Origin of the sequence: Candidatus Fonsibacter ubiquis, from assembly GCF_002688585.1 — a bacterium.
GTDB lineage: Bacteria > Pseudomonadota > Alphaproteobacteria > Pelagibacterales > Pelagibacteraceae > Fontibacterium > Fontibacterium commune.
The window spans coordinates 649402-670287 of sequence record NZ_CP024034.1; the positions used below are offsets into that span (position 1 = coordinate 649402).

General features: G+C 26.9%; 23 protein-coding genes. 11 read left to right on the forward strand and 12 right to left on the reverse strand.

Annotated elements, in window-relative coordinates:
• Positions 1-38 precede the first annotated feature (38 nt).
• The 3 genes from CR143_RS03645 to rsmA are packed head-to-tail and all read left to right on the forward strand — an operon-like array spanning position 39 to position 2405.
• The gene (locus tag CR143_RS03645; RefSeq protein WP_099340478.1) at positions 39-653 is read left to right on the forward strand and encodes a hypothetical protein; all 615 of its coding nucleotides are present in this window, start codon (positions 39-41) and stop codon (positions 651-653) included.
• The gene (locus tag CR143_RS03650; protein WP_099340479.1) at positions 650-1618 is read left to right on the forward strand and encodes a PdxA family dehydrogenase; all 969 of its coding nucleotides are present in this window, start codon (positions 650-652) and stop codon (positions 1616-1618) included. Before CR143_RS03645 ends, CR143_RS03650 begins: the two co-directional genes overlap by 4 nt.
• Entirely contained in the window at positions 1611-2405 is a 795-nt protein-coding gene (gene rsmA / locus CR143_RS03655; protein WP_099340480.1) for a 16S rRNA (adenine(1518)-N(6)/adenine(1519)-N(6))-dimethyltransferase RsmA, read from the forward strand. The genes CR143_RS03650 and rsmA overlap by 8 nt, the downstream gene beginning before the upstream one ends.
• Here rsmA and gmk read toward each other — a convergent pair.
• Genes gmk through fabD form a run of 4 tightly spaced genes read right to left on the reverse strand, consistent with a single transcriptional unit; the run spans position 2376 to position 4936 of the window.
• A complete protein-coding gene (gene gmk / locus CR143_RS03660) occupies positions 2376-2978 on the reverse strand; it encodes a guanylate kinase (protein WP_099340481.1) in 603 nt (200 codons plus the stop codon). The genes rsmA and gmk overlap by 30 nt on opposite strands.
• A 5-nt stretch (positions 2979-2983) precedes the next feature.
• Positions 2984-3223 carry an acyl carrier protein gene (locus CR143_RS03665; RefSeq protein ID WP_099340482.1) on the reverse strand — a complete coding sequence of 80 codons (240 nt, stop codon included), beginning with the start codon at positions 3221-3223 and terminating at the stop codon, positions 2984-2986.
• 56 nt (positions 3224-3279) lie between these two features.
• Positions 3280-4020 (reverse strand): 3-oxoacyl-ACP reductase FabG, encoded by a 741-nt coding sequence (fabG, locus tag CR143_RS03670; RefSeq protein ID WP_099340483.1) that lies wholly within the window; start codon positions 4018-4020, stop codon positions 3280-3282.
• Positions 4007-4936, reverse strand: a complete 930-nt coding sequence (fabD, locus tag CR143_RS03675; RefSeq protein WP_099340484.1) for an ACP S-malonyltransferase — start codon at positions 4934-4936, stop codon at positions 4007-4009. Before fabD ends, fabG begins: the two co-directional genes overlap by 14 nt.
• Positions 4937-5060: 124 nt before the next feature.
• On the opposite strand from fabD, the gene rpsF reads away from it, so the two are divergent.
• The 8 genes from rpsF (at position 5061) to purF (ending at position 13199) form a co-directional block, all read left to right on the forward strand.
• Positions 5061-5393 (forward strand): 30S ribosomal protein S6, encoded by a 333-nt coding sequence (gene rpsF, locus CR143_RS03680; protein WP_099340485.1) that lies wholly within the window; start codon positions 5061-5063, stop codon positions 5391-5393.
• Positions 5393-5674: a 30S ribosomal protein S18 gene (gene rpsR / locus CR143_RS03685; RefSeq protein ID WP_099340486.1), complete on the forward strand. Its 282-nt coding sequence runs from the start codon at positions 5393-5395 to the stop codon at positions 5672-5674. Before rpsF ends, rpsR begins: the two co-directional genes overlap by 1 nt.
• 2 nt (positions 5675-5676) lie before the next feature.
• Positions 5677-6135: a 50S ribosomal protein L9 gene (gene rplI, locus CR143_RS03690; RefSeq protein WP_099340487.1), complete on the forward strand. Its 459-nt coding sequence runs from the start codon at positions 5677-5679 to the stop codon at positions 6133-6135.
• Positions 6136-6216: 81 nt separating this feature from the next.
• Entirely contained in the window at positions 6217-7656 is a 1440-nt protein-coding gene (locus tag CR143_RS03695; protein WP_099340488.1) for a replicative DNA helicase, read from the forward strand.
• A 6-nt stretch (positions 7657-7662) separates the two neighbouring features.
• Entirely contained in the window at positions 7663-8745 is a 1083-nt protein-coding gene (gene alr / locus CR143_RS03700; protein ID WP_099340489.1) for an alanine racemase, read from the forward strand.
• 1 nt (position 8746) lies between these two features.
• Entirely contained in the window at positions 8747-11203 is a 2457-nt protein-coding gene (locus tag CR143_RS03705) for an efflux RND transporter permease subunit (RefSeq protein WP_099340490.1), read from the forward strand.
• Positions 11196-11744 (forward strand): CvpA family protein, encoded by a 549-nt coding sequence (locus tag CR143_RS03710; protein ID WP_099340491.1) that lies wholly within the window; start codon positions 11196-11198, stop codon positions 11742-11744. The genes CR143_RS03705 and CR143_RS03710 overlap by 8 nt, the downstream gene beginning before the upstream one ends.
• Before the next feature lie 3 nt (positions 11745-11747).
• Positions 11748-13199: an amidophosphoribosyltransferase gene (gene purF, locus CR143_RS03715; protein WP_099340492.1), complete on the forward strand. Its 1452-nt coding sequence runs from the start codon at positions 11748-11750 to the stop codon at positions 13197-13199.
• A 1-nt stretch (position 13200) separates the two neighbouring features.
• Here purF and CR143_RS03720 read toward each other — a convergent pair whose 3' ends face one another.
• From CR143_RS03720 to CR143_RS03755, 8 genes are read right to left on the reverse strand one after another with little or no spacing between them, the layout of a single operon-like run.
• Positions 13201-14034, reverse strand: a complete 834-nt coding sequence (locus CR143_RS03720) for a GTPase (protein ID WP_099340493.1) — start codon at positions 14032-14034, stop codon at positions 13201-13203.
• Entirely contained in the window at positions 14034-15335 is a 1302-nt protein-coding gene (locus CR143_RS03725) for an outer membrane protein assembly factor BamB family protein (protein ID WP_099340494.1), read from the reverse strand. The genes CR143_RS03720 and CR143_RS03725 overlap by 1 nt, the downstream gene beginning before the upstream one ends.
• A complete protein-coding gene (locus CR143_RS03730) occupies positions 15336-15968 on the reverse strand; it encodes a tetratricopeptide repeat protein (protein WP_099340495.1) in 633 nt (210 codons plus the stop codon). It abuts the gene before it with no gap.
• A complete protein-coding gene (gene panB, locus CR143_RS03735; RefSeq protein WP_099340496.1) occupies positions 15968-16780 on the reverse strand; it encodes a 3-methyl-2-oxobutanoate hydroxymethyltransferase in 813 nt (270 codons plus the stop codon). The genes CR143_RS03730 and panB overlap by 1 nt, the downstream gene beginning before the upstream one ends.
• Entirely contained in the window at positions 16771-18333 is a 1563-nt protein-coding gene (gene guaA / locus CR143_RS03740; RefSeq protein ID WP_099340497.1) for a glutamine-hydrolyzing GMP synthase, read from the reverse strand. Before guaA ends, panB begins: the two co-directional genes overlap by 10 nt.
• Positions 18333-18758 (reverse strand): tetratricopeptide repeat protein, encoded by a 426-nt coding sequence (locus CR143_RS03745; protein WP_099340498.1) that lies wholly within the window; start codon positions 18756-18758, stop codon positions 18333-18335. The genes guaA and CR143_RS03745 overlap by 1 nt, the downstream gene beginning before the upstream one ends.
• A 2-nt stretch (positions 18759-18760) precedes the next feature.
• A complete protein-coding gene (guaB, locus tag CR143_RS03750; RefSeq protein ID WP_099340499.1) occupies positions 18761-20215 on the reverse strand; it encodes an IMP dehydrogenase in 1455 nt (484 codons plus the stop codon).
• 30 nt (positions 20216-20245) lie between these two features.
• Complete coding sequence (locus CR143_RS03755) at positions 20246-20884, reverse strand: RlmE family RNA methyltransferase (protein WP_099340500.1); 639 nt, start codon at positions 20882-20884, stop codon at positions 20246-20248.
• Positions 20885-20886: the final 2 nt, after the last annotated feature.

Sequence of the window (20886 nt, forward strand, 5' to 3'; positions counted from 1 at the left end):
TACAAAAGTAATTAAAAATTCATATAAAAGTTTTTTAAATGAATAAAAAAATAATTTTTTTCTTAATATTTACAATATTTACATTTGCTGCAAAAGCTACACAATTAAGTAATAAAGTTTTGGTTTCAATTGATAATTCAATAATTACAGAACTAGACGTTAATAAAGAAATTAATTTTTTAAAGTTTATTAATAAAGATCAAACAACGAGCACTTCAGAACTTTTTAAAAAGGAAATTATTAATAGTTTAATTGATAGAAAAATTAAAGATATAGAAACAAATTATTATAAAGTCGATGTTTCGGAGAAAGAAATAGAAAATACCTTATACAACTACTTAGAAAAAATAAAAATTACTAGTGAAATGCTCAACTCGTTTTACAACAAAAATGAAATTGAAAAAGACTATTTAAAAAATGTAATAAATATTGATCTTAAATGGTCAAAATTAATTAGACAAATGTACGAAAGTAGACTCAATGTAAATTTAACTGAAGTTAATAAACAGATAGAACAAGAAAAAAGAAATATTGAAGATAATGAAAAATTTAAGAACCAACTAATTATTATCGAACAAAATAAACTTTTAAATAAGTTTGCAGCTATACATCTTGAAAAAAGTAAAAAAAAATATTTAATTAAATTTTTGTGAAAAAAAAAATTATAATTATTTTAGGTGAACCTAATAGTATTTCATCTGAAATTTTTTTGAAATCTTTAAAGTATATTAATAAAACTAAACTTAAATTTATAATTATCGGAAATTATATCCTACTAAAAAAACAAGCTAAGTATTTAGATCTAAAAATAAATATTAATTTCCATTTGACAGATATTAATAATTTAAATGATAGAAAATTTAATTTTATAAATATTGAACATAATCAATTAAAACCCTTCGATCTTAGATCTATTAAATCAGATATTTTCATAAAAAAAAGTTTTGAGACTGCTTTAACATTAATTAAGAAAAAATTAGCTAATGGAATTATTAATCTTCCAATAAACAAATCAAAATTTACCAAAAATAAGTATAAAGGAATAACTGAATATATTGCAGATAAAACTAGCAACAAGAATAAGGAAAATATGTTATTATATAATGAAAATTTCTCAGTTCTTCCCCTAACAACTCACATTCCGTTAAAAAATGTCCATAAAGAAATTTCATTTAAAAAAATTGAAAAAGCATGCAAAAATATTTATTATTTTTATTCTAAAATTCTTAAAAAAAAGAAAATAAAAATTGGTATACTCGGTCTAAATCCACATAATGGTGAAAATGGATATATAGGCACTGAAGAAAAAAAAATTATAACACCTTCAATTAAAAAGCTTAAAAAAAAATATTTAATAATAGGTCCGTTGTCACCTGATACGAGCTTTTTACAAAGAAATAAATTTAAGATTGATGTTTTAATAGGCCATTATCACGACCAAGTTTTAACAGCTTTTAAAAATCAATTTGATCTGAATGCTATAAATATTACAATCGGACTACCCTTTATAAGAATTTCTCCTGATCATGGTATTGGCACAGATATTATTGGAAGAGGGATTGCAAATCCAAAAAGTTTTAAGAATGCAATAAAGTTCTTTAGTAAATATAATGTTTAAACATAAAAAACACCTTGGACAAAATTTTTTAATTAATAAAAACATTACAAAAAAAATAGCAGAAATTGGGCTTATTAATAAAGACAGTAACATCTTAGAAGTAGGTCCCGGAACAGGTGTTCTTACTCAAGAATTAATTAAAAAGGACGCAAAGAAAATTTTTGCCATAGAGTTTGATAAAGATTTAAAACCTGAACTAGAAAAAATAAAAAACAATTTTAATAATTTTGACTATATAATCTCTAACGCTTTAACATTTGATGAAAGAAAAATTTTTAAAAAAAATGTAATTATTTTTGGTAACCTTCCCTACAACATTTCATTAAAATTACTAATAAAATGGATTTATTCTGAACCATGGCCCCCATTTTACAATCAAATGGTTTTAATGTTTCAAAAGGAAGTTGCAGAAAGAATTATGGCAACCTCAAATAATAAAAAATATGGCAGAATATCAATACTATCAGATGCAAGATTAAACATTAAATTTCATTTTAATATTTCTAAAAAGGAATTTAACCCTGAACCAAAAGTAGACTCTACGGTACTTTCTTTTACTCCAAAAAAAAAAAATAATTTAAAATTAGATGATTTAAATATTTTATCAGAATTAACTAAAAATATATTTAATACAAAAAGAAAGATGGTTTCAAAAGCACTTAAGAAAATACTTAATGAAAAAGAACTTCAAATTATAGATTTTGATAACATAAAAAATTTAAGGGCTGAAAATCTAGATTTTAATTTTTATTATAAACTAGTTGATTTGATTAAATGTAGATCTTAATTCTCTTTCTATTTTAATTATTTTAGTAATTTGCTCAAAGCAATTTTCTACATCTTTATTTACAACAATATATTTATAATCCTTCCAATGTTTAATCTCATCCTTGGCCATTTTCATTCTTTGATTGATTAACTCTTTATTTTTTTCTTCACGTTTTTTTAGTCTACTTTCTAAATCATCAATACTAGGCGGTAAAATAAATACAGATACAATATCTGATGGCATAATTTTTTTGACTTGCTCGGTTCCTTGCCAATCAATATCAAACAAATAATCAATTCCTTTTGCTAAGTTATCTTCTATTGGTCCTTTTAAAGTAGCATAATAATTTCCAAATACTTTTGCCTGCTCCAAAAATTTATCCTGACTGGCTAATTCTTGAAATTTTTCAATAGTTACAAAATTATAATCAACTCCATCGACTTCATTAGTTCTTGGAGTTCTTGTGGTATAAGAGACTGAAATTTTAAAATTTCTATCACTTAATTCAATTTTTTTAGCAAGTGTGGTTTTACCAGCCCCTGAAGGGGAGGATAAAATTAAAATTAAACCTCTCTTTGATTTTAAAATCAAAAGAACTACTTTGCGGGATTATTTTCGATAAATCTTATTGCATCACCAACTGTTAGGATTTTTTCTGCTTCTGAGTCTGAAATTTCAGAACCAAATTCTTCTTCAAATGCCATTACCAATTCTACTGTATCTAAACTATCTGCTCCTAGGTCATCAATGAAACTGGCTTCTTCTGTAACCTTAGCTTCATCAACACCTAAGTGTTCTACGATAATTTTTTTAACTTTAGCAGCAACATCACTCATTTTTAAACTCCCTTAATTATTAATGATTCTTTCAATAAATGAATAAATTAAATAAATCAAGACATATACATACCACCATTAACATGGATGGTTTCTCCTGTAATATAACTAGAAAGATCAGATGCTAAGAAAATAGCGCAATTGGCAATATCATTACCGTTGCCTAATTTTCCCATAGGAATATTTTCTATAAGTTTCTTTTTAAATTCCTCATTGATACTTTTGGTCATTTTTGTATCAATAAACCCTGGTGAAATACAATTTACTCTAATATTTTTTTTAGCGTACTCTTTTGCAAGACTTTTGGACATTGCAATTATCCCTGCCTTGGCGCTGGAATAGTTAGCTTGGCCAAAATTTCCAGTATGTCCTACAATTGAGCTAATATTAATTATAGATCCTGAATCTTGTTTCATCATTACTTTAATTGAATACTTACAAATCAAAAAAACAGCTGTTAAATTAATATTAATTACTTTATTCCATTCCTCATCTGACATTCTAATTGCAAGATTGTCTTTCGTGATACCAGCGTTATTTATAACTATGTCTAATCCACCTAATTTTTCTTTGGCTTCTTTTACTAACTCTTCAATCTTTTGATGATTTTCTAAATTAAAATTCGAGGTTTTAATCTTAGGAAAATTATTTTGAATAGTCTTAAGATTTTCAACATTCGTTCCAATCGTAAATATATCAGCTTCTAATTTATAAAAATTTTCTAAAATAGAGAGTCCAATTCCAGAAGTACCTCCTGTGATAAAGACTTTTTTATTTTTTAAATTAATTAAATTCATTAAATTGGGTTATATTATCAATTGTAGTTGTTGTAAGTTCTTTTCCTATTCTTTTTATCATGCCCGTTAAAGCTTTTCCTGGTCCTATTTCAATAAAATGTTTTACACCATTTGTTTTCATAAAATCTACTGATTCTCTCCATTTAACATGATGGGTAATTTGCTTAGTAAGTAAAAAAGGTATTTCTTTAAAATTATCAATTGTCTTGGCTGAAACATTTGAAACAATATTTATTATTGGTTTTAAAAAATTTGTTTTTATTAAAATTTGATTCATTTTATCCGCAGAGGGCTGCATTAATGAACAATGAAAGGGCGCGCTTACCGGTAGTAATATTGCTTTTTTACCATGTATGTTTTTTAGATCCTCTACTATTTTATTAATTTTATCCTTATTACCACTTATTACTATTTGGCCTGGGCAATTATCATTTGAAATTTCAGCAATTCCTGTAATTGAATTATTTTTATTTATCACTTCATTAATTAAGTCAATTTCTGCTCCTAAAACAGCTGCCATGGCGCCAACATTTACAGGGACCGCCTCTTGCATTGACTTACCTCTTTCTTTCAAAATTTTAGCGCCATCTCCTAAAGTTAACGAATTTGAACAGATCAAAGATGTATATTCTCCTAATGAATGTCCGGCAAAAAAACTATAGTCTTTTAATTCATTTATTTTTTGTTTTCTTAAAGTTCTATAAATTGCAACACCTACAGTCATTATAGCTGGTTGAGTATTTTCTGTTAGATTTAAACTTTCAATTGGTCCATTTAGAATAATATCAGATAATTTAAATTCTAAAGCGTCATCGACTTCATGAAAGACTTCCTTTGCCTCGCTAAACGTATCATAAAAATCTCTTCCCATGCCAACATACTGAGATCCCTGCCCTGGAAATACGATTGCTTTCATAATTTAGTAATAGTTATAACAAAATTAATACTGTTGTATTAAAAAAAAAAAATTATATATTGCCAGTCTTTCTCGACTTTAATGTTAAAGTTGGGATGCTAATTAAAAGCAACCAAAAGAAAAAATGAATTATTACGAACACACGTATATTGCTTCTCAAAGTTTAAATAATAAAGATTTATCTGATCTTCATCAAAAAATTGAAGATCTCATAAAAAAAAATAAAGGTAAAATTGAAAAAAAAGAGAATTGGGGTTTAAGACAACTAGCTTACCCAATTAAAAATTTTAAAAAAGGATACTACACAAATTTATATTTTTCTGGTGAGCCAGTAATTGTTCAGGAACTTGAAAAGATTGAGAGAATTGATGCAAATATTTTAAGGTTTATGACTATTAAAATAAAGAATGTACCAGAGGAAAATTCAGAACTAGTCTTAAAGGAAGATAATAAATAATGAAAAGAAAAAATATTAAAAAGACGAAGAAAAATAATAATTCAAATTTAATGCTTTTTCAAAAAGCAACTACTAAATTTACAAGAGACTGTCCTTTAAGTGGAAAAGATGCTCCTGCAATTAATTATAAAAATTTAAAATTACTTCAAAAATATATATCTGAAACTGGAAAAATGTTACCAAGTAGAATAACTTCTGTTTGCTACGCAAAACAAAAAGAGTTATCTAACGAAATAAAAAAAGCTAGAATACTAGCTTTATTACCATTTGTGGCGGATTAATTATGGAAGTTATTCTTTTAGAAAATATTAAAAAATTAGGAAAAATTGGCAGCAAAGTAAAAGTTGCAAATGGTTTTGCTAGAAACTATCTCTTAAAGAATAATAAAGCTTTAGTAGCCTCTAAAGAAAATTTAGCTATTTTTGAAAAACGAAGAGAAGAGTTAAATAAAAAAAATAATGAACTAAAAAACGAGGCTGTCAAAATTCAAAAAGAAATAGATAAATTTGAATTGAAAATTACTAAGAATTCTATGGAAGGTGGCGCACTTTATGGATCTTTAACTATTAAAGAGATAATCCAAAATTTAGAATTGCATAATTTTAAAAATATCTCAGCAAATATGATTGAACTAAAGGAACAAATTAAAAAAATTGGGGACTATACAGTAATTATAAATTTACATGCCGATGTTCAAGCCTCAATAAAAGTAAAAGTCGTTTCAGTTGAAAAAATAGTTTAAATAAAAAGTTATTAACTTATCCACATCAAATTAAGTCTAAAATTTTCTATACTCATATCTTAAATAAATTTAAATATTTGCATGAGTGCGGAAAATATTAGAATTTTAAATACAACAAAAGAATTACCTAATAACATAGAGGCCGAACAAATAATATTAGGCTCAATTTTAGTAAATAACGAAATATTTGACGAAATTTCCACTATTGTTAATGAAAATATCTTTTTTGATCCCATTCATCAAAAAATATTTCATTATTTAAATAAATTAATCAGCAAAGGTTTGTTAGCAAGTCCCATTACTCTAAAAAATTATTTAGAAAATGACCAATCATTAAAAGAACTGGGCGGTAATGAATATATTGCAAAACTTACAAGATTATCTACTTCTGCTTTTCAAAGTAAAGATTATGCAAAAGTGATTTACGATCTTCATTTGAGAAGAAAGCTAATTGAATTATCAGAAAATACATTAACGGAAGCTAATAATAAAAATTTAGAGCATACCGCAGAACAACTAATTGAAGGGACAGAAAAAAAACTTTTTGATCTTGCTGAAAGAGGTAAATTTGACAGATCATATATGTCATTTGAAAAGGCCCTCGGTGAGACTGTTGATATGGCTATGCGGGCTTTTAAAAATGACGAAGGTATAGTCGGAGTGCCAACGGGTCTTCGTGATCTTGATGAAAGACTTGGTGGCATGCATAAAGGAGATTTAATAATTATTGCAGGAAGACCTTCGATGGGAAAAACAGCTCTTGCAACTAATATCGCTTTTTATGCTGCAAAAAAAATTATGGATAATAAACAGGGAAAATCTTCTGTTGCGTTTTTTTCATTAGAAATGTCCTCTGAACAATTATCTACGAGAATATTAGCTGAACAATCGAGAATTAGATCTAATGATATAAGAAGAGGTAAAATCACCCAGGAAGATTTAGAAAAATTTATTGAAGCTTCGAAAAATATAAATGATCTACCTTTTTATATTGATGAAACTCCTGCAATTAAAATTTCTACACTAGCAAATAGAGCGAGAAGAATAAAAAGACTTCATGGATTAGATTTGATTGTAGTCGACTATATACAATTAATGACTACTGGAAATTTTAAATATGAAGGTAGAGTTCAGGAGATTGGAGAAATAACACAAGGCTTAAAAGCTTTAGCTAAAGAACTAAGCGTTCCTGTTTTAGCATTATCTCAATTATCACGAGCTGTAGAACAACGAGATGATAAGCGACCTCAATTGTCAGATTTGAGAGAGTCTGGTTCTATCGAACAAGACGCCGATGTTGTTATGTTTGTATATCGACCAGAATATTATTTAGAAAAAAGTGAACCACAGGCTGGAACAGCTGAGCACATCACATGGCAAGAAAAAATGAGCCAAGTTCATAACCAGGCACTAGTAATAATTGGGAAACAACGACATGGCCCTACAGGTATAATTAATTTAGAATTTGAGAGCGCTTATACTAAATTTAAAGATGCAAATAATATAAAATTTGATAATTAACCATGGATGCAATATTCGCATTCAAAACTAATTATCAATCTAAAAAATATTAAAAATAATCTTAATATTATAAAGAAATTTTCTAAAAACACTATTTGTCCAGTTATCAAAGCTAATGCGTATGGTCTTGGCGACGTTGAAATCGCAAAATTTTTAATTAAAAATAAATGCAAAGATTTTTGGGTAGCAAATATTTCTGAAGCTTTAAAAATAAATAAGAATATTTCAAATATAAATATTTATGTTGCCAATGGTTTGAATAAAAATGAAGAAAAAATTTTTTTTCAAAATAAATTTATTCCTGTACTTAATACATATGAACAATTCCAAAAATGGACAAACTATTTAATTCAAAAAAAATTACCTAATAAACTAGTTATTCAAGTTGATACGGGAATGTGCAGATCTGGGATGCAACATGAAGATATTTTGAAAGTATATAATGAAAGATCAATAATTAGAAAATTTAAAGAAGTAATTATACTTACACACCTTGCAAGTGCTGATGAAAAAAAAAGTCAATATAATGTCGTTCAAAAAAATAGATTTTTAAAAATACAATCAATGTTTAATTATCCAAATTGCAAATTTAGTTTAGCTGCATCTGGAGGAATATTTTTAGGAAAAGATTATCATTTTGATATGGTAAGACCTGGGATTGCTTTATATGGTGGAAAACTTTTTTTTAACAAACAATTGAAAAATGTTGTCTCTTTAGTCTCACCAATAATTCAAATAAATCGTCTTAAAAAAGGGGAAACCGCAGGATACAACCAAAGCTATAAAGCAAAGAGAAATATTGTAACCGCTACTATTCCACTTGGATATGCTGACGGGGTGAAAATTAAAATTTCAAACATTGGTTATGTATTTTATAAAGATATAAAACTACCTATGATTGGTAGGATCTCAATGGATTTAATGATCGTCGATGTTACTAAGGTCAAAAATAAAATAAAAATAGGAGATCATTTAGAAGTATTTGGAAAAAATTTAAATTTAGATGGTTTTGCAAGAGTTTCTCAAACTTCTCCGTATGATATTATCACCTCTGTTTCCGAAAGATGTGAAAGAGTTTATTTAAATTAAAATGAATTTTATTAATCAAATATATAAAAAGCTATTAGAAAAACCTAAATTTATACTTTTTTTACTAGTTTTAGTATTCTCCTTTTCTGTCTATAACGCGAAAAATTTTCAATTAGATGCATCTGCTGACTCATTGCTATTAGAAAACGATCCTGATTTGAATTATTTAAGATCAGTAAATGAACGTTATTCCTCTGAGGATTTTTTTGTAATTACATATTCACCAAAAAAAAAAATTAATGATGAGGTAATCCAAGAATTAAAAAAATTTGTCAGTGAAATTGATAATATTCAATGGGTAAGTAAAACAATAAGTATATTAAATGCTCCATTATTTGAAAGTTCTGATCAGCCCTTAATAGAAAAGATAAATAATATTCAATATATCACTACTCCTGGAATTGAAGTTAATAGAGCTTTAAATGAATTAAAAAATAGTCCTGTTTATAAGAGATTAATAATAAACGATGATGCTACAACTTTTGGCGTTGTTGTTTATATTAAAGATAATAAAAAATATTTATCAGCTTTAGAGATAAACAAAAATTTTCTAGATAAACAAAAAAATAATAAACTTTCTGATAAAGATTTAAAAGAATTTGAAAAACACAAATTAGTTTTAGAACAGCTTAAAAAAGAACAAAACAAAAATTTAGAATTATATAATATAGAAATTAGATCTCATATTTCAAAATACAAAAATATCGCTGACATTAATCTTTCTGGGATTCCAATGATAGCCGATGACTTAATTTCCTTTGTTAAAAAAGATATAATTGTTTTTGGTTCGGGTGTTTTTATTTTTATTTTAACTACCCTGTGGTTTATTTTTAGAGATATTAGATGGGTAATATTTCCTCTTTTAAGTTGTTTCTTATCTATTGCAATAATGACTGGAATGCTGGGATATCTTAACTGGAAAGTAACCGTTATATCTTCTAACTTTATTTCTTTAATGCTTATTCTTACAATGGAAATAAATATTCATTATGTAGAAAGATACAGACAATTGCAGGCAGAATTTCCCAAAAAAAAGCCAAGTTACTTATCATATTTAACAACTACTAAAATTATTACACCTATCTTTTATGCAGTTTTAACAACGGCTTTAGCTTTTTTATCATTTATTTTTAGCAATATTAAACCTGTTATTGATTTTGGCTGGATGATGTCACTTGGATTATTTATATCGATGTTTGTATCAATACTTTTACTTCCTTACCTTATAGTAAAGTTCAAACCAAAATTAACATATGCTCATAAAAGTAAAAATTCTAAAATTGCTGAAACATTATGTTCGATTGCGATTAATCAAAAATTTCTAGTTCTTGCAATTTCAACCATTATTTTGATCCTAAGTATTTACGGAATCACAAAACTAAAAGTTGAAAATAGTTTTATTAATTATTTCGATAAAAACACTGAAATATATAAAGGAATGAAGCTTATCGATGAAAAATTAGGTGGAACTACTCCTCTAGATATTATTTTAAAATTTAAAGAAACCGATTCTAAATCAACATCAGCTGATGATGATTTTTTTGAAGGTTCATCCTCTGATGAATATAAAGACAGCTACTGGTTTACCAGCTTTAGAATTAACAATATCGTTAATGTCCATCAGTACCTAGAAACCTTGCCTGAAATAGGGAAAGTTTTATCTTTTTATTCAGTCTTACAATTAGGAGAGAAACTAAACGATAATAAAAAATTAGGGCCCTTAGAAATGGCTATTTTACACAGTAAATTACCAGAGGATATTAAAAAAAATATAATCACGCCCTATATTTCTATAGATGATAACGAAGCGCGAATTTCTTTAAGAATTATAGACTCAAACCCAGAACTTAATAGAAAAGAGTTGCTAATTAAAATTCAAAAAGATCTTGAGGAAAAATTACAATTAAAAAAAGAAGAATTTAAAATTACTGGAATATTAGTAATATTTAATAATTTATTACAAAGTCTATTTGACTCACAAATTAAAACTTTAGGGATAACGTTTGGAGGAATATTTATTTTACTTTTAATTCTATTTAAATCTTTATCGTGGTCAATCGTTGCTGCTTTACCTAATTTTCTTGCTGCACTTTTTATTTTAGGTACCTTAGGTTTGTTTAATATTCCCCTAGACATGATGACAATTACTATTGCATCAATTACAGTTGGTATAGCAATTGATAATAGCATTCATTACATTTATCGTTTTAGAGAAGAATTTAAAGTCAATAAAGATTATAAAAAAACTGTTCAAATTTGTAGCAGAACTGTCGGTAAGGCAATCGTTAATGCGTCTTTAACAATTGTTTTTGGATTTTCAATATTGATATTTTCAAATTTTATTCCATCTATTTACTTTGGTATTTTTACAGGTCTAGCAATGATAACTGCGATGACACTTGTTTTAACTTTAATGCCGCAATTAATTTCAATTATTAAACCATTTAAAAATGGATAGTTTTATAAGTTTTTTTGAATCTATTAAAATAAATACATTTGATGTTATTGTATCCGTAATAGTTCTATTTAATATTATATCTTCAACAAAAAAAGGTTTTGTATTAAGCGTTATATCTTTTTTAAAATGGATTATAGCCTTTGTAATTGCAAAATTTTCAATTCCTTATGTTGTTCCTTATATTAATGAAATAATAAAAAATGAGACAACAGCCAGAGTAGTTTCTGGTGTAACTGTGTTTTTATTAAGTCTTTTCCTTATAATTGTCTTAGGCAAAGCCATAGGAAAATCAATGAAATGGGTAGGTTTAGGTGGGATTGATAAATTATTTGGTTTTATATTTGGTGGGATTACTGGTTATTTATTTTGTGTTATATTATTGAGTCTATCAAATTACATTTACGTTTATGATAAATGGCCAGTGTTTCTTAAAAACGGCTTGTCATACAATACGATTGAATATGGAAGAAAAATATTCGACGAAAAAATTTTATTTAGCAACGAATATCTTGATGAAACAAAAGATAAATTAAAAAAATAATTTATGCTACCCGATCTCAATTCTGATAAATTAAAAGAAGAATGTGGTGTATTTGGTATCTTTGATCATATTGACGCTTCTGCCTTAACTGCTTTAGGACTGCATTCATTACAACATAGGGGTCAAGAGTCTTGTGGTATCGTTTCTTATGATGGCAAAAACTTCTTTTCTGAAAGAAGATTAGGTTTAGTAGGTGATAACTTTACAAAAGAAACAACTATCCAAAAGTTACCTGGAAATTTTGCAATAGGTCATAATCGATATTCAACGACCGGCGCCCCCGTATTAAGAAACATCCAACCTTTTTTTGCAGATTTATATACTGGTGGAATTAGTATTGCTCATAATGGAAATCTTACAAATTCAATTATGTTAAGAGAAAAAATGATTAAAGATGGCGCAATATTTCAAACAACTTCTGATACCGAAACAATAGTTCAGTTAATAGCACGCTCAAAAAGATTAAAAACTATTGATAAAATTATAGACTCTTTATTCCAAATTCAAGGAGGTTATGCCCTTGTCATGTTAACTAATAAAAAACTTATTGGCGTTAGAGATCCTTACGGAATAAGACCTTTGGTTCTTGGTAAATTAAAAAAATCATATGTTCTTGCATCTGAAACATGTGCATTAGATATTATTGGAGCAACTTTCGTTCGTGAAATCGAAAATGGTGAAATTGTTGTGATTACAAATGATGGTGTAGAAAGTATTAAACCATTCCCTAAAATAAAAGCACGTCCATGCATATTCGAATATATATACTTTGCAAGACCCGACAGTTTAATGTCTGGAAAAAGTGTTTATGAATTTAGAAAAAATTTTGGAGAGCAATTAGCAAAAGAATCTCATGTAGACGCTGATATTGTTTCAGCTGTTCCAGATTCTGGCGTTCCCGCTGCTATTGGATACTCAACACAATCTAAGATTCCTTTTGAGCTTGGATTAATTAGAAATCACTATGTAGGAAGAACTTTTATTGAACCTACTCAACAAATTAGACAATTAGGAGTTAAATTAAAGCATAACGCAAACTCATCTTTAGTTAAAAATAAAAGAATAATTTTAATAGATGACTCTATAGTAAGAGGAAATACATCAAAAAAAATAGTTCAGATGATGTATGACGCAGGAGCTAAAGAGGTTCATATGAGAATATCTTGTCCTCCTATTATGTATCCAGACTACTATGGAATCGATACACCAGATAAAGATCAGCTTTTAGCGCACAACATGTCTTTGGATGAAATGACTAAATTTATTGGTGTTAAAACTTTGAGTTTCTTATCTATTGATGGCATTTATAAAGCTATGGGTTATCAGAAACGTAATAATTTAAGTCCTGAATTTACAGATCATTATTTTACTGGAGATTATCCAATACCTCCCCTTGATCAATCAAATAGAAGTGTAAAAGACAATCAGTTATCACTGTTAAGTAATATTAGATAATTTAATATTTTTTTGATTTAAAAGGATTTTCTGCGCTAACAAATTTTAAGAAAATTTTAAAACCTTTAATATTAAATTTTTTACTTAAACTTTTAGCAAGGTACTTTTGATAATCTAATGAAAGTTTATTCGCCTGATTTCCAAAGATTTTAAAAATAATTGGTCTCGTACTTACTTGCTTAATATACTTTATTTTAGGGCGAAATTTTGAATAAACTGGGATTTTATTTTTATTAATTGCATCCTGCAAAGCTTTATTTAAGTCTTTATTATCGTAATTTTTTCTTAAGCGAGAATGAATACTAATTACTTCATCAAATATTTTCTTTGGAAATTCTAATTTTAATGAACAAATACTAAAGGGTTCAGCTAATAAAGCATCTGAAAAAAGATTTTTTATATAATATATATACTCGTTTTTGATTGCCTTTAACTCATCTACTAAGTCAATTTTATTTATAGCAAAGATTAAACCTTTGCCTTTATCTAATACCAATCTACAAATTTGTTTATCTGTTTTAGTAAATTCCTTATCAGCCTCAATCATAAATAAAACCACATCAGCTAGGTAAATTGCTTTTAAACTTTCTTTTGTTATATACTGCTGCTCATCAGATTTAGATTTTCCTTTCCTCTTTAACCCTCCAGAATCGATTAATTTAAAATTTCTATTTTTATAAATTACGTTATCTATAAATAAATCTTTCGTCGTTCCCGGTATTTCACTTACAGGTGATAAATCCTTATTTAAAACTTTATTAAAAAAAGTTGACTTTCCAACATTTGGTTTTCCAACTATTGCAAGAGTAATAACTCCTGGTGATGTGCTATTCATTAATTAAGTATTATTAACTCTGATGAACGATTAAGTATAAATATTTTGTTATCAGCTATAATTGGAGCTCTTGATAAATCGTTATTTATTTTTTTATGAGCAATATACTTTCCGTCATTTGCTGATATTTTATAAATATCTCCATTTGAGGACGTAGCATACAAACTATTAGATGCTAGCAATAGACCATAATAACTTGGCACAGTTTTGCTATCTTTTGAAAACTTTGCAAGATTTAAACTCCATAATATTGTTCCATTTATTTTATTAAAAACAACAATAAATCCATTCTCAGTAAGGACGAATATATATTTGTCTGTACTAATATGATTTTGGATAGAGGATATATTTTGAGACCACTTAATTTCACCCGTATCGATATTAAAATTAAATAAGTCTCCGTTATTAGATGAAACAAAAACATCTTTCTTATCAATTAAAATATTAGATGTTTTAAAAATTAAATTATTAGAAATAGTATTTTGAGATAAAATATTCCTTGTCCAAGCAATTACCTGCTGATTTAAATCTATTGCGGTTATATCTCCAACATCATTTGTAAATAATAACTTATCATCAAATATTGAAATATTACTAGATCTAGAGGGTTTTATTAAACCTGAAAGAGACTCAAAACTCCATATTTTTTCTCCATCGGTTGGGTTAAAAGCATAAAGTCGACTGTTTTGATTTACGACGTATAAAATGCCTTTATGAAAATTCAGATGTGAAGAAAATGGAATACCGTAGTTTTGTTGCCAAATTAACTTTCCAGTTTCAGTATCGACAGAATAAAGAAATCCTAAATTGTCAGCAGCATATAAAATATTTGAGTTTAAAAATAAAGCTATGTTTTTAGGATAATTATTGAGAGAACTTTCATATATTTTTAATTCCCAAATAATTTTTTCTTTTTTTATATCAAATTTATAGACTCTTCCTTTTTCATCGCTAAAAAAAACAAATTCACCACTAACTAATAATGAGCCACTATCATTATTTTTATTTATATAATCTCCAATACTTTTTTTAAAAATATCCTGAAATTTACCCTCGTAAACAAAATGTTCGTAAAAATTATTAGAAGAAAAATGTTCGTAAACCCAATCTTTATTAAGCTTAACAGGACTCAATTGTAGTGGTGATTTAGAACTGATTTCTTTATCAAAGATATTATTTGCTTCAAAAACATTAATTTTTTCTCCTTGCCTCTTGAAAACTTCTAAATCTACTTTTTTATCTTTATCGGACGAACATGAATAGATAAACAGGGGTAAAAGAAAGATAAAAAAATATCTCATTTATTTTAATTCTTTAATTTTTTTTTCTAAATCTTTTTTAAAGATCTCGGGAATATCTATAATCTTAATTGCTTGGTCGTATATATCTTTTGCTTTAATCTTTTGTCCTTTGCTTAAATAAAAATCGCCTAATATCTCTAATGCCAAAACTCTCCATGGAGATTCTTTAAAATCGCTTGGATTTAACAAATTTAAAAATTGTGTTTCATCTAAATTTTCAAAAGCTAATAAAGCTTTCTTAATTTTAAATAGATCTTTATCATTTTTCTCAATGTTAGAGTTAATTGCGTAATCTAGAATAGATATTTGCTCATTTTTATTTTCTTTCGATAGTTCTAACAATTTAGAAATGGCTAAAACCTTATAAATATTAATTTTAGAAGTCTTTAAAATTTCAAGTTTTTTTTTAGCCTCGTCAATTTTTTTATTATTAATAAGGTTTAAGATTATAACGTACTCATGCGTATATTTTTTTGCTCTATTTTCAAAAATGATATTTTTGCTTACTACAAAAAAAATTAATATTAGAATTAAAGAAAATATAATGATTAATATAAATTTATATTTCTTAAGAAAATTTATAAGCTTATCTTGTTTTAAATCTTCTTCAATTTCATTAAAAATTTGACTCATTAAATCTGGTACATATTTTTAAAGTTAGGAAAATTATTATTCTTTAAGTCTTTTACAAATTTTTTAATGCAAATCTCAGTTCTCTGTTTAAAATTATCATACATTTTAACAAATTTAGGGGGTTTTTCTGAATACCCTAATAAATCTTCTGTTACTAAAATTTGTCCGTCACATTTATTTGATGCTCCAATTCCTATTGTTGGAATATTTACACTTTGATTTATTTTATCTGCTAAATCCTTAATAACGCACTCTACAACTAATGAAAATGCGCCTGCTTTTTCAGCAGAAATAGAGTCTTTAATAATTTGATTAAAACTTAAATGATCTTTTCCTTTAACTCTATAGTCTGACTTTTTTTTAACACTTTGTGGCAATAATCCTACATGCCCCATTACAGGAATATTATTATTTACTAAACATTTTATTGTTTCATAGACTTTAATCCCCCCTTCAACTTTTACAGCATCACAAAGTGTCTCTTTCATAATTTTTCTAGCATTTCTTAAAGCCATTTTAGGATTTTTTTCATACGTTCCAATTGGCATATCAACAACTAATAAACTATTTTCGATCCCTCTCCTTACTGCCTTTCCATGCATAATCATCATCTCCAGAGTAACATCTCTAGTAGATTTCATTCCATGTAATACCATACCTAATGAATCTCCAACTAATATTACATCACAATATTTGTCTAAAATTTGTGCCATCGGCGTTGTATATGCTGTTAAACAAACAAGAGGCTTATTAAATTTTTTTTTTTTGATATTATTAATTGTTAATTTTTTTTTCATAAATTTTATTCCCACTCAATTGTTGCTGGGGGTTTTGATGTAATATCATAAACAACTCTATTAATACCCTTTACGTTATTAATAATTTTATTAGATATTTCAGCTAAATCTTTGTTCTTAAAATTATAAAAATCAGCAGTCATTCCATCTTGAGATGTAACTGCTCTTAAGGAACATACAAATTCATAAGTTTTAGAATCTCCCATAACACCTACTGTTTTTATTGGTAATAAAACAGAAAATGCTTGCCAAATTTTTTTATAAAGATTTCTTAATTTTAATTCATTAATAAAAATACTATCCGCATCCTGCAAAATTTTAATTTTTGTCTTATCAACTTTTCCTGGAATTCTTATTGCTAACCCAGGGCCTGGAAAGGGATGTCTAAAAACTATTTCTTTTGATAATTTTAAAGTAATACCAATTTTTCTTACCTCATCTTTAAACAATTCTCTAAATGGCTCTACTAGTTTAAATTTCATTTTTTTTGGTAATCCACCCACGTTGTGATGCGATTTAATTACGGATGAAGGTCCTCCATGGTGACTTTGGCTTTCAATAACATCAGGATACAAAGTTCCCTGTGCTAAATATTTAATATTTTTAAATTTTTTTGATTCTCTTTCGAAAATTTTTATAAATATTTTTCCAATAATTTTTCTTTTAGTTTCAGGGTCAGAAATATTTTTCAAAGCCTTTAAAAAAATACTGGAAGCATCTACATAATTTAATTTAACTTTATAATTTTTTTTAAAAACATTTATTACCTCTTGTTCTTCATTTTTTCTAAGTAACCCAGTATTTATAAAAAAACAGTGCAATTTTTTTCCAATAGCCCTGTATAACAAAGCTGCTAATACACTACTATCAACTCCTCCTGATAAGGCACACAAAACGCTCTCGTCTCTTACCTCTGATTTTATATTTTTTATTAAGTAGTTTATTTGATTTTTAGAATTCCAATTTTTTTTTAATTTACAAATATTGAATAAAAAATTTTTAAATAAAATATCTCCATTAATTGTATGAATTACCTCTGGATGAAACTGAACTCCAAATATTTTTTTTTTTTTATTTTGTATAATTGTATATTTATAGTCATCGCTTGAAGCAATTCCTTCAAATCCTTTCGGTATTTTAGTTACTACATCGTTATGATTCATCCATACTTGAGTTTTCTTATTTTTGTTAAAAAAATTTTTTGTTAGTATCGATGTCTTATCACTAAAAATTTCACATCTTCCAAACTCACTTTTTTTATAATTTTTTACAACTCCCCCTAATTGTTTTGCTAATAATTGATGTCCATAGCAAATTCCAAGTATTGGTATATTAAAATTTAAAATTTTTTTTGGGATGCCTAAATAAGAAGTTTTGGTAATTGATAGAGGACCACCTGATAAAATAATTCCTTTTATATTGATTTCATTTGTAAAATTATCAGTTTTGTAACAACTAATAATTTCACAATATACGCCAAATTCTCTAATTCTTCTTGCAATTAGTTGTGTGGTTTGCGATCCAAAATCTACTATGACTATTTTATCTACATAAGAAATATCTTTCATTATCTCTTATCGATTATAATCATTTTTGATAAATCATTTTTTTTTGAACATAATTCTTTACAAACTTTTGCAAAAATTAAATTACTTTCTTGCGCTTTTTTAAAATCGCCTTCTTCTATAATTAATAAAATCTTTAAATATAATGCTTCTTCATTTTTGGGGTTTAGAACTAAGATTGTGTCTAAATAAATCTTTTGCTGAATACTATCTTTATTAATAGCTGATATTTTTGACAAATATAAATAAGATTTTTCATTCTTAGTATTAAATACTATATCCTTTTCAAAGTAATACTTAGCTTCTTTATAGTCTTTTTCATTAAAAAATTTTAAACCTTGATTATAATAACTAATATTATTACCCAAAACCTTGAATGGTAAAATTACTAAAAATAATATCAGAAAATTTTTAAAATATTTTTTCATTATTAACTTTCAAATGGATAATTTGGTGACTGTTTTGTAATTTGTATATCGTGCACATGACTTTCCTTTAATCCTGAATTTGTTATTTTAACAAACTTTGCTTTTTCTTTTAATTCTAAAATATTTTTTGCACCCACATATCCCATAGATGCTTTTAATCCACCAATAAGTTGATGGATAACTGCTCTAACAGGACCTTTATATGGAACTCTACCTTCAATTCCCTCTGGCACTAGTTTTAGTGAATTATTAATTTCTTCTTGGAAATATCTATCGGCTGATCCTCTAGACATTGCGCCAATTGAACCCATGCCTCTATAAGATTTATAACTTCTGCCCTGATAATAAAAAATATCTCCTGGACTTTCCTCTGTTCCGGCAAATAATGATCCGATCATAACAGCATCAGCTCCAGCTCCAATTGCTTTAGCAATATCTCCAGAATACCTAATACCACCATCAGCTATAATTTTAATTTTTTTATTTTTTATCGATTTTGCAACATTATATATTGCTGAAAACTGCGGAACTCCTACACCCGCTACGATTCTTGTAGTACAAATTGAACCTGGACCTATACCAACTTTTATTGCATCAGCTCCGTAATCAACTAATGCTCTTGCACCTTCAGCTGTCGCTATATTTCCTGCTACAATTGTTACTTTAATATTTTTTTTAATACTCTCTAATGTTTTTAATACAGATATTGAATGCCCATGGGCTGTATCTAAAATTATCACGTCAGCACCAGCATTTGCCAATTGCTCGGCTCTAATAATATTTTCTTTACCGGCGCCAACTGCAGCAGCTACAATTAATGAACCTTTTTTATCTTTTGCTGCTTCTGGGTAAATTTGTGACTTTTGAATATCTTTTACAGTAATTAGGCCCTTACATTTAAAATTACTATCTACAATAATTAATTTTTCTATTTTATTTTTAAATAATATTTTTTTCGCTTCTGTTATTGATGTGCCAACTTTTGCTGTAACTAACTCTTTAGTCATTAAATCTTTAACTTTAATTTTCTTATCCGTAACAAATCTAACGTCTCTATTTGTAAGTATTCCGACTAATTTTAGATTTTTATTAACAACTAAAATCCCTGATATTTTATGATTTTTCATTAATACTGTCGCCTCAAACAAAGATGCCTCGGCATCAATGGTAATTGGATCAATGACCATTCCTGACTCAAATCTTTTAACTAATTTAATTTGATTGACCTGATCCTCTACACTCATATTTTTATGTATACATGCCATGCCTCCAGATTGAGCCATTGCGATTGCTAATTTATATTCTGAAACTGTGTCCATTGCAGAAGCAATAAGAGGGATACCAAGTGTTACTGAATCTGATAATTTAGTTGAAACTAAAGTTTCTTTGGGTAGGACTGAAGAATGTCTAGGCTCGAGCAAGACATCATCAAAAGTTAAAGCTTCGGGGATTTCCATATATAAATTTATTATATAAAAATCTCAAAGTCAAATAATTTTTAAATCTCTACATAATAAATACATTTCACGAGATTCTTTTCTACTTGAATCTGGTTTGATTCTTTCAATTTTCTTAAATAATTCTTTAGCATTTTTAATTAATATATTTTCGTCTTTACCACTAAAAATTTTTACTAATAATGCGGATTTTGTCTTTAAAATTAACTTAGATAAATTTACCACATCCAAGGCTATAGCGTTTGTTTTGATTGCATCTAAATCTTTATTACCTGTTGTATTAACAGCCATATCAGACAACACAATATCAACTTTATTCCGTTTAAAAAAATCATTTATAAAATCCAAAAAATCAGAATCATTAAAATCTTTTTTATAAAAAAAAATATTATCAATTATTTCCATATTCAGAATATCTATTGATAAATTTTTACCATTTTTATTTATATCAGCACAAACTTGCGACCAACCGCCCGGAGCACTTCCTAGGTCTAAAATATTTAAATTATTTTTTAAAAATTTAAACTTATTATTAATTTCTATAAGTTTAAAAGCTGATCGAGATCTATATCCCTTCTGTTTAGCTAACTTAGTGTAAGGATCGTTAAATTGTCGGGTAATCCATTTTTTAGAACTTGCTGTTAAATTTTTATTTTTAAATTTTTTCAAAA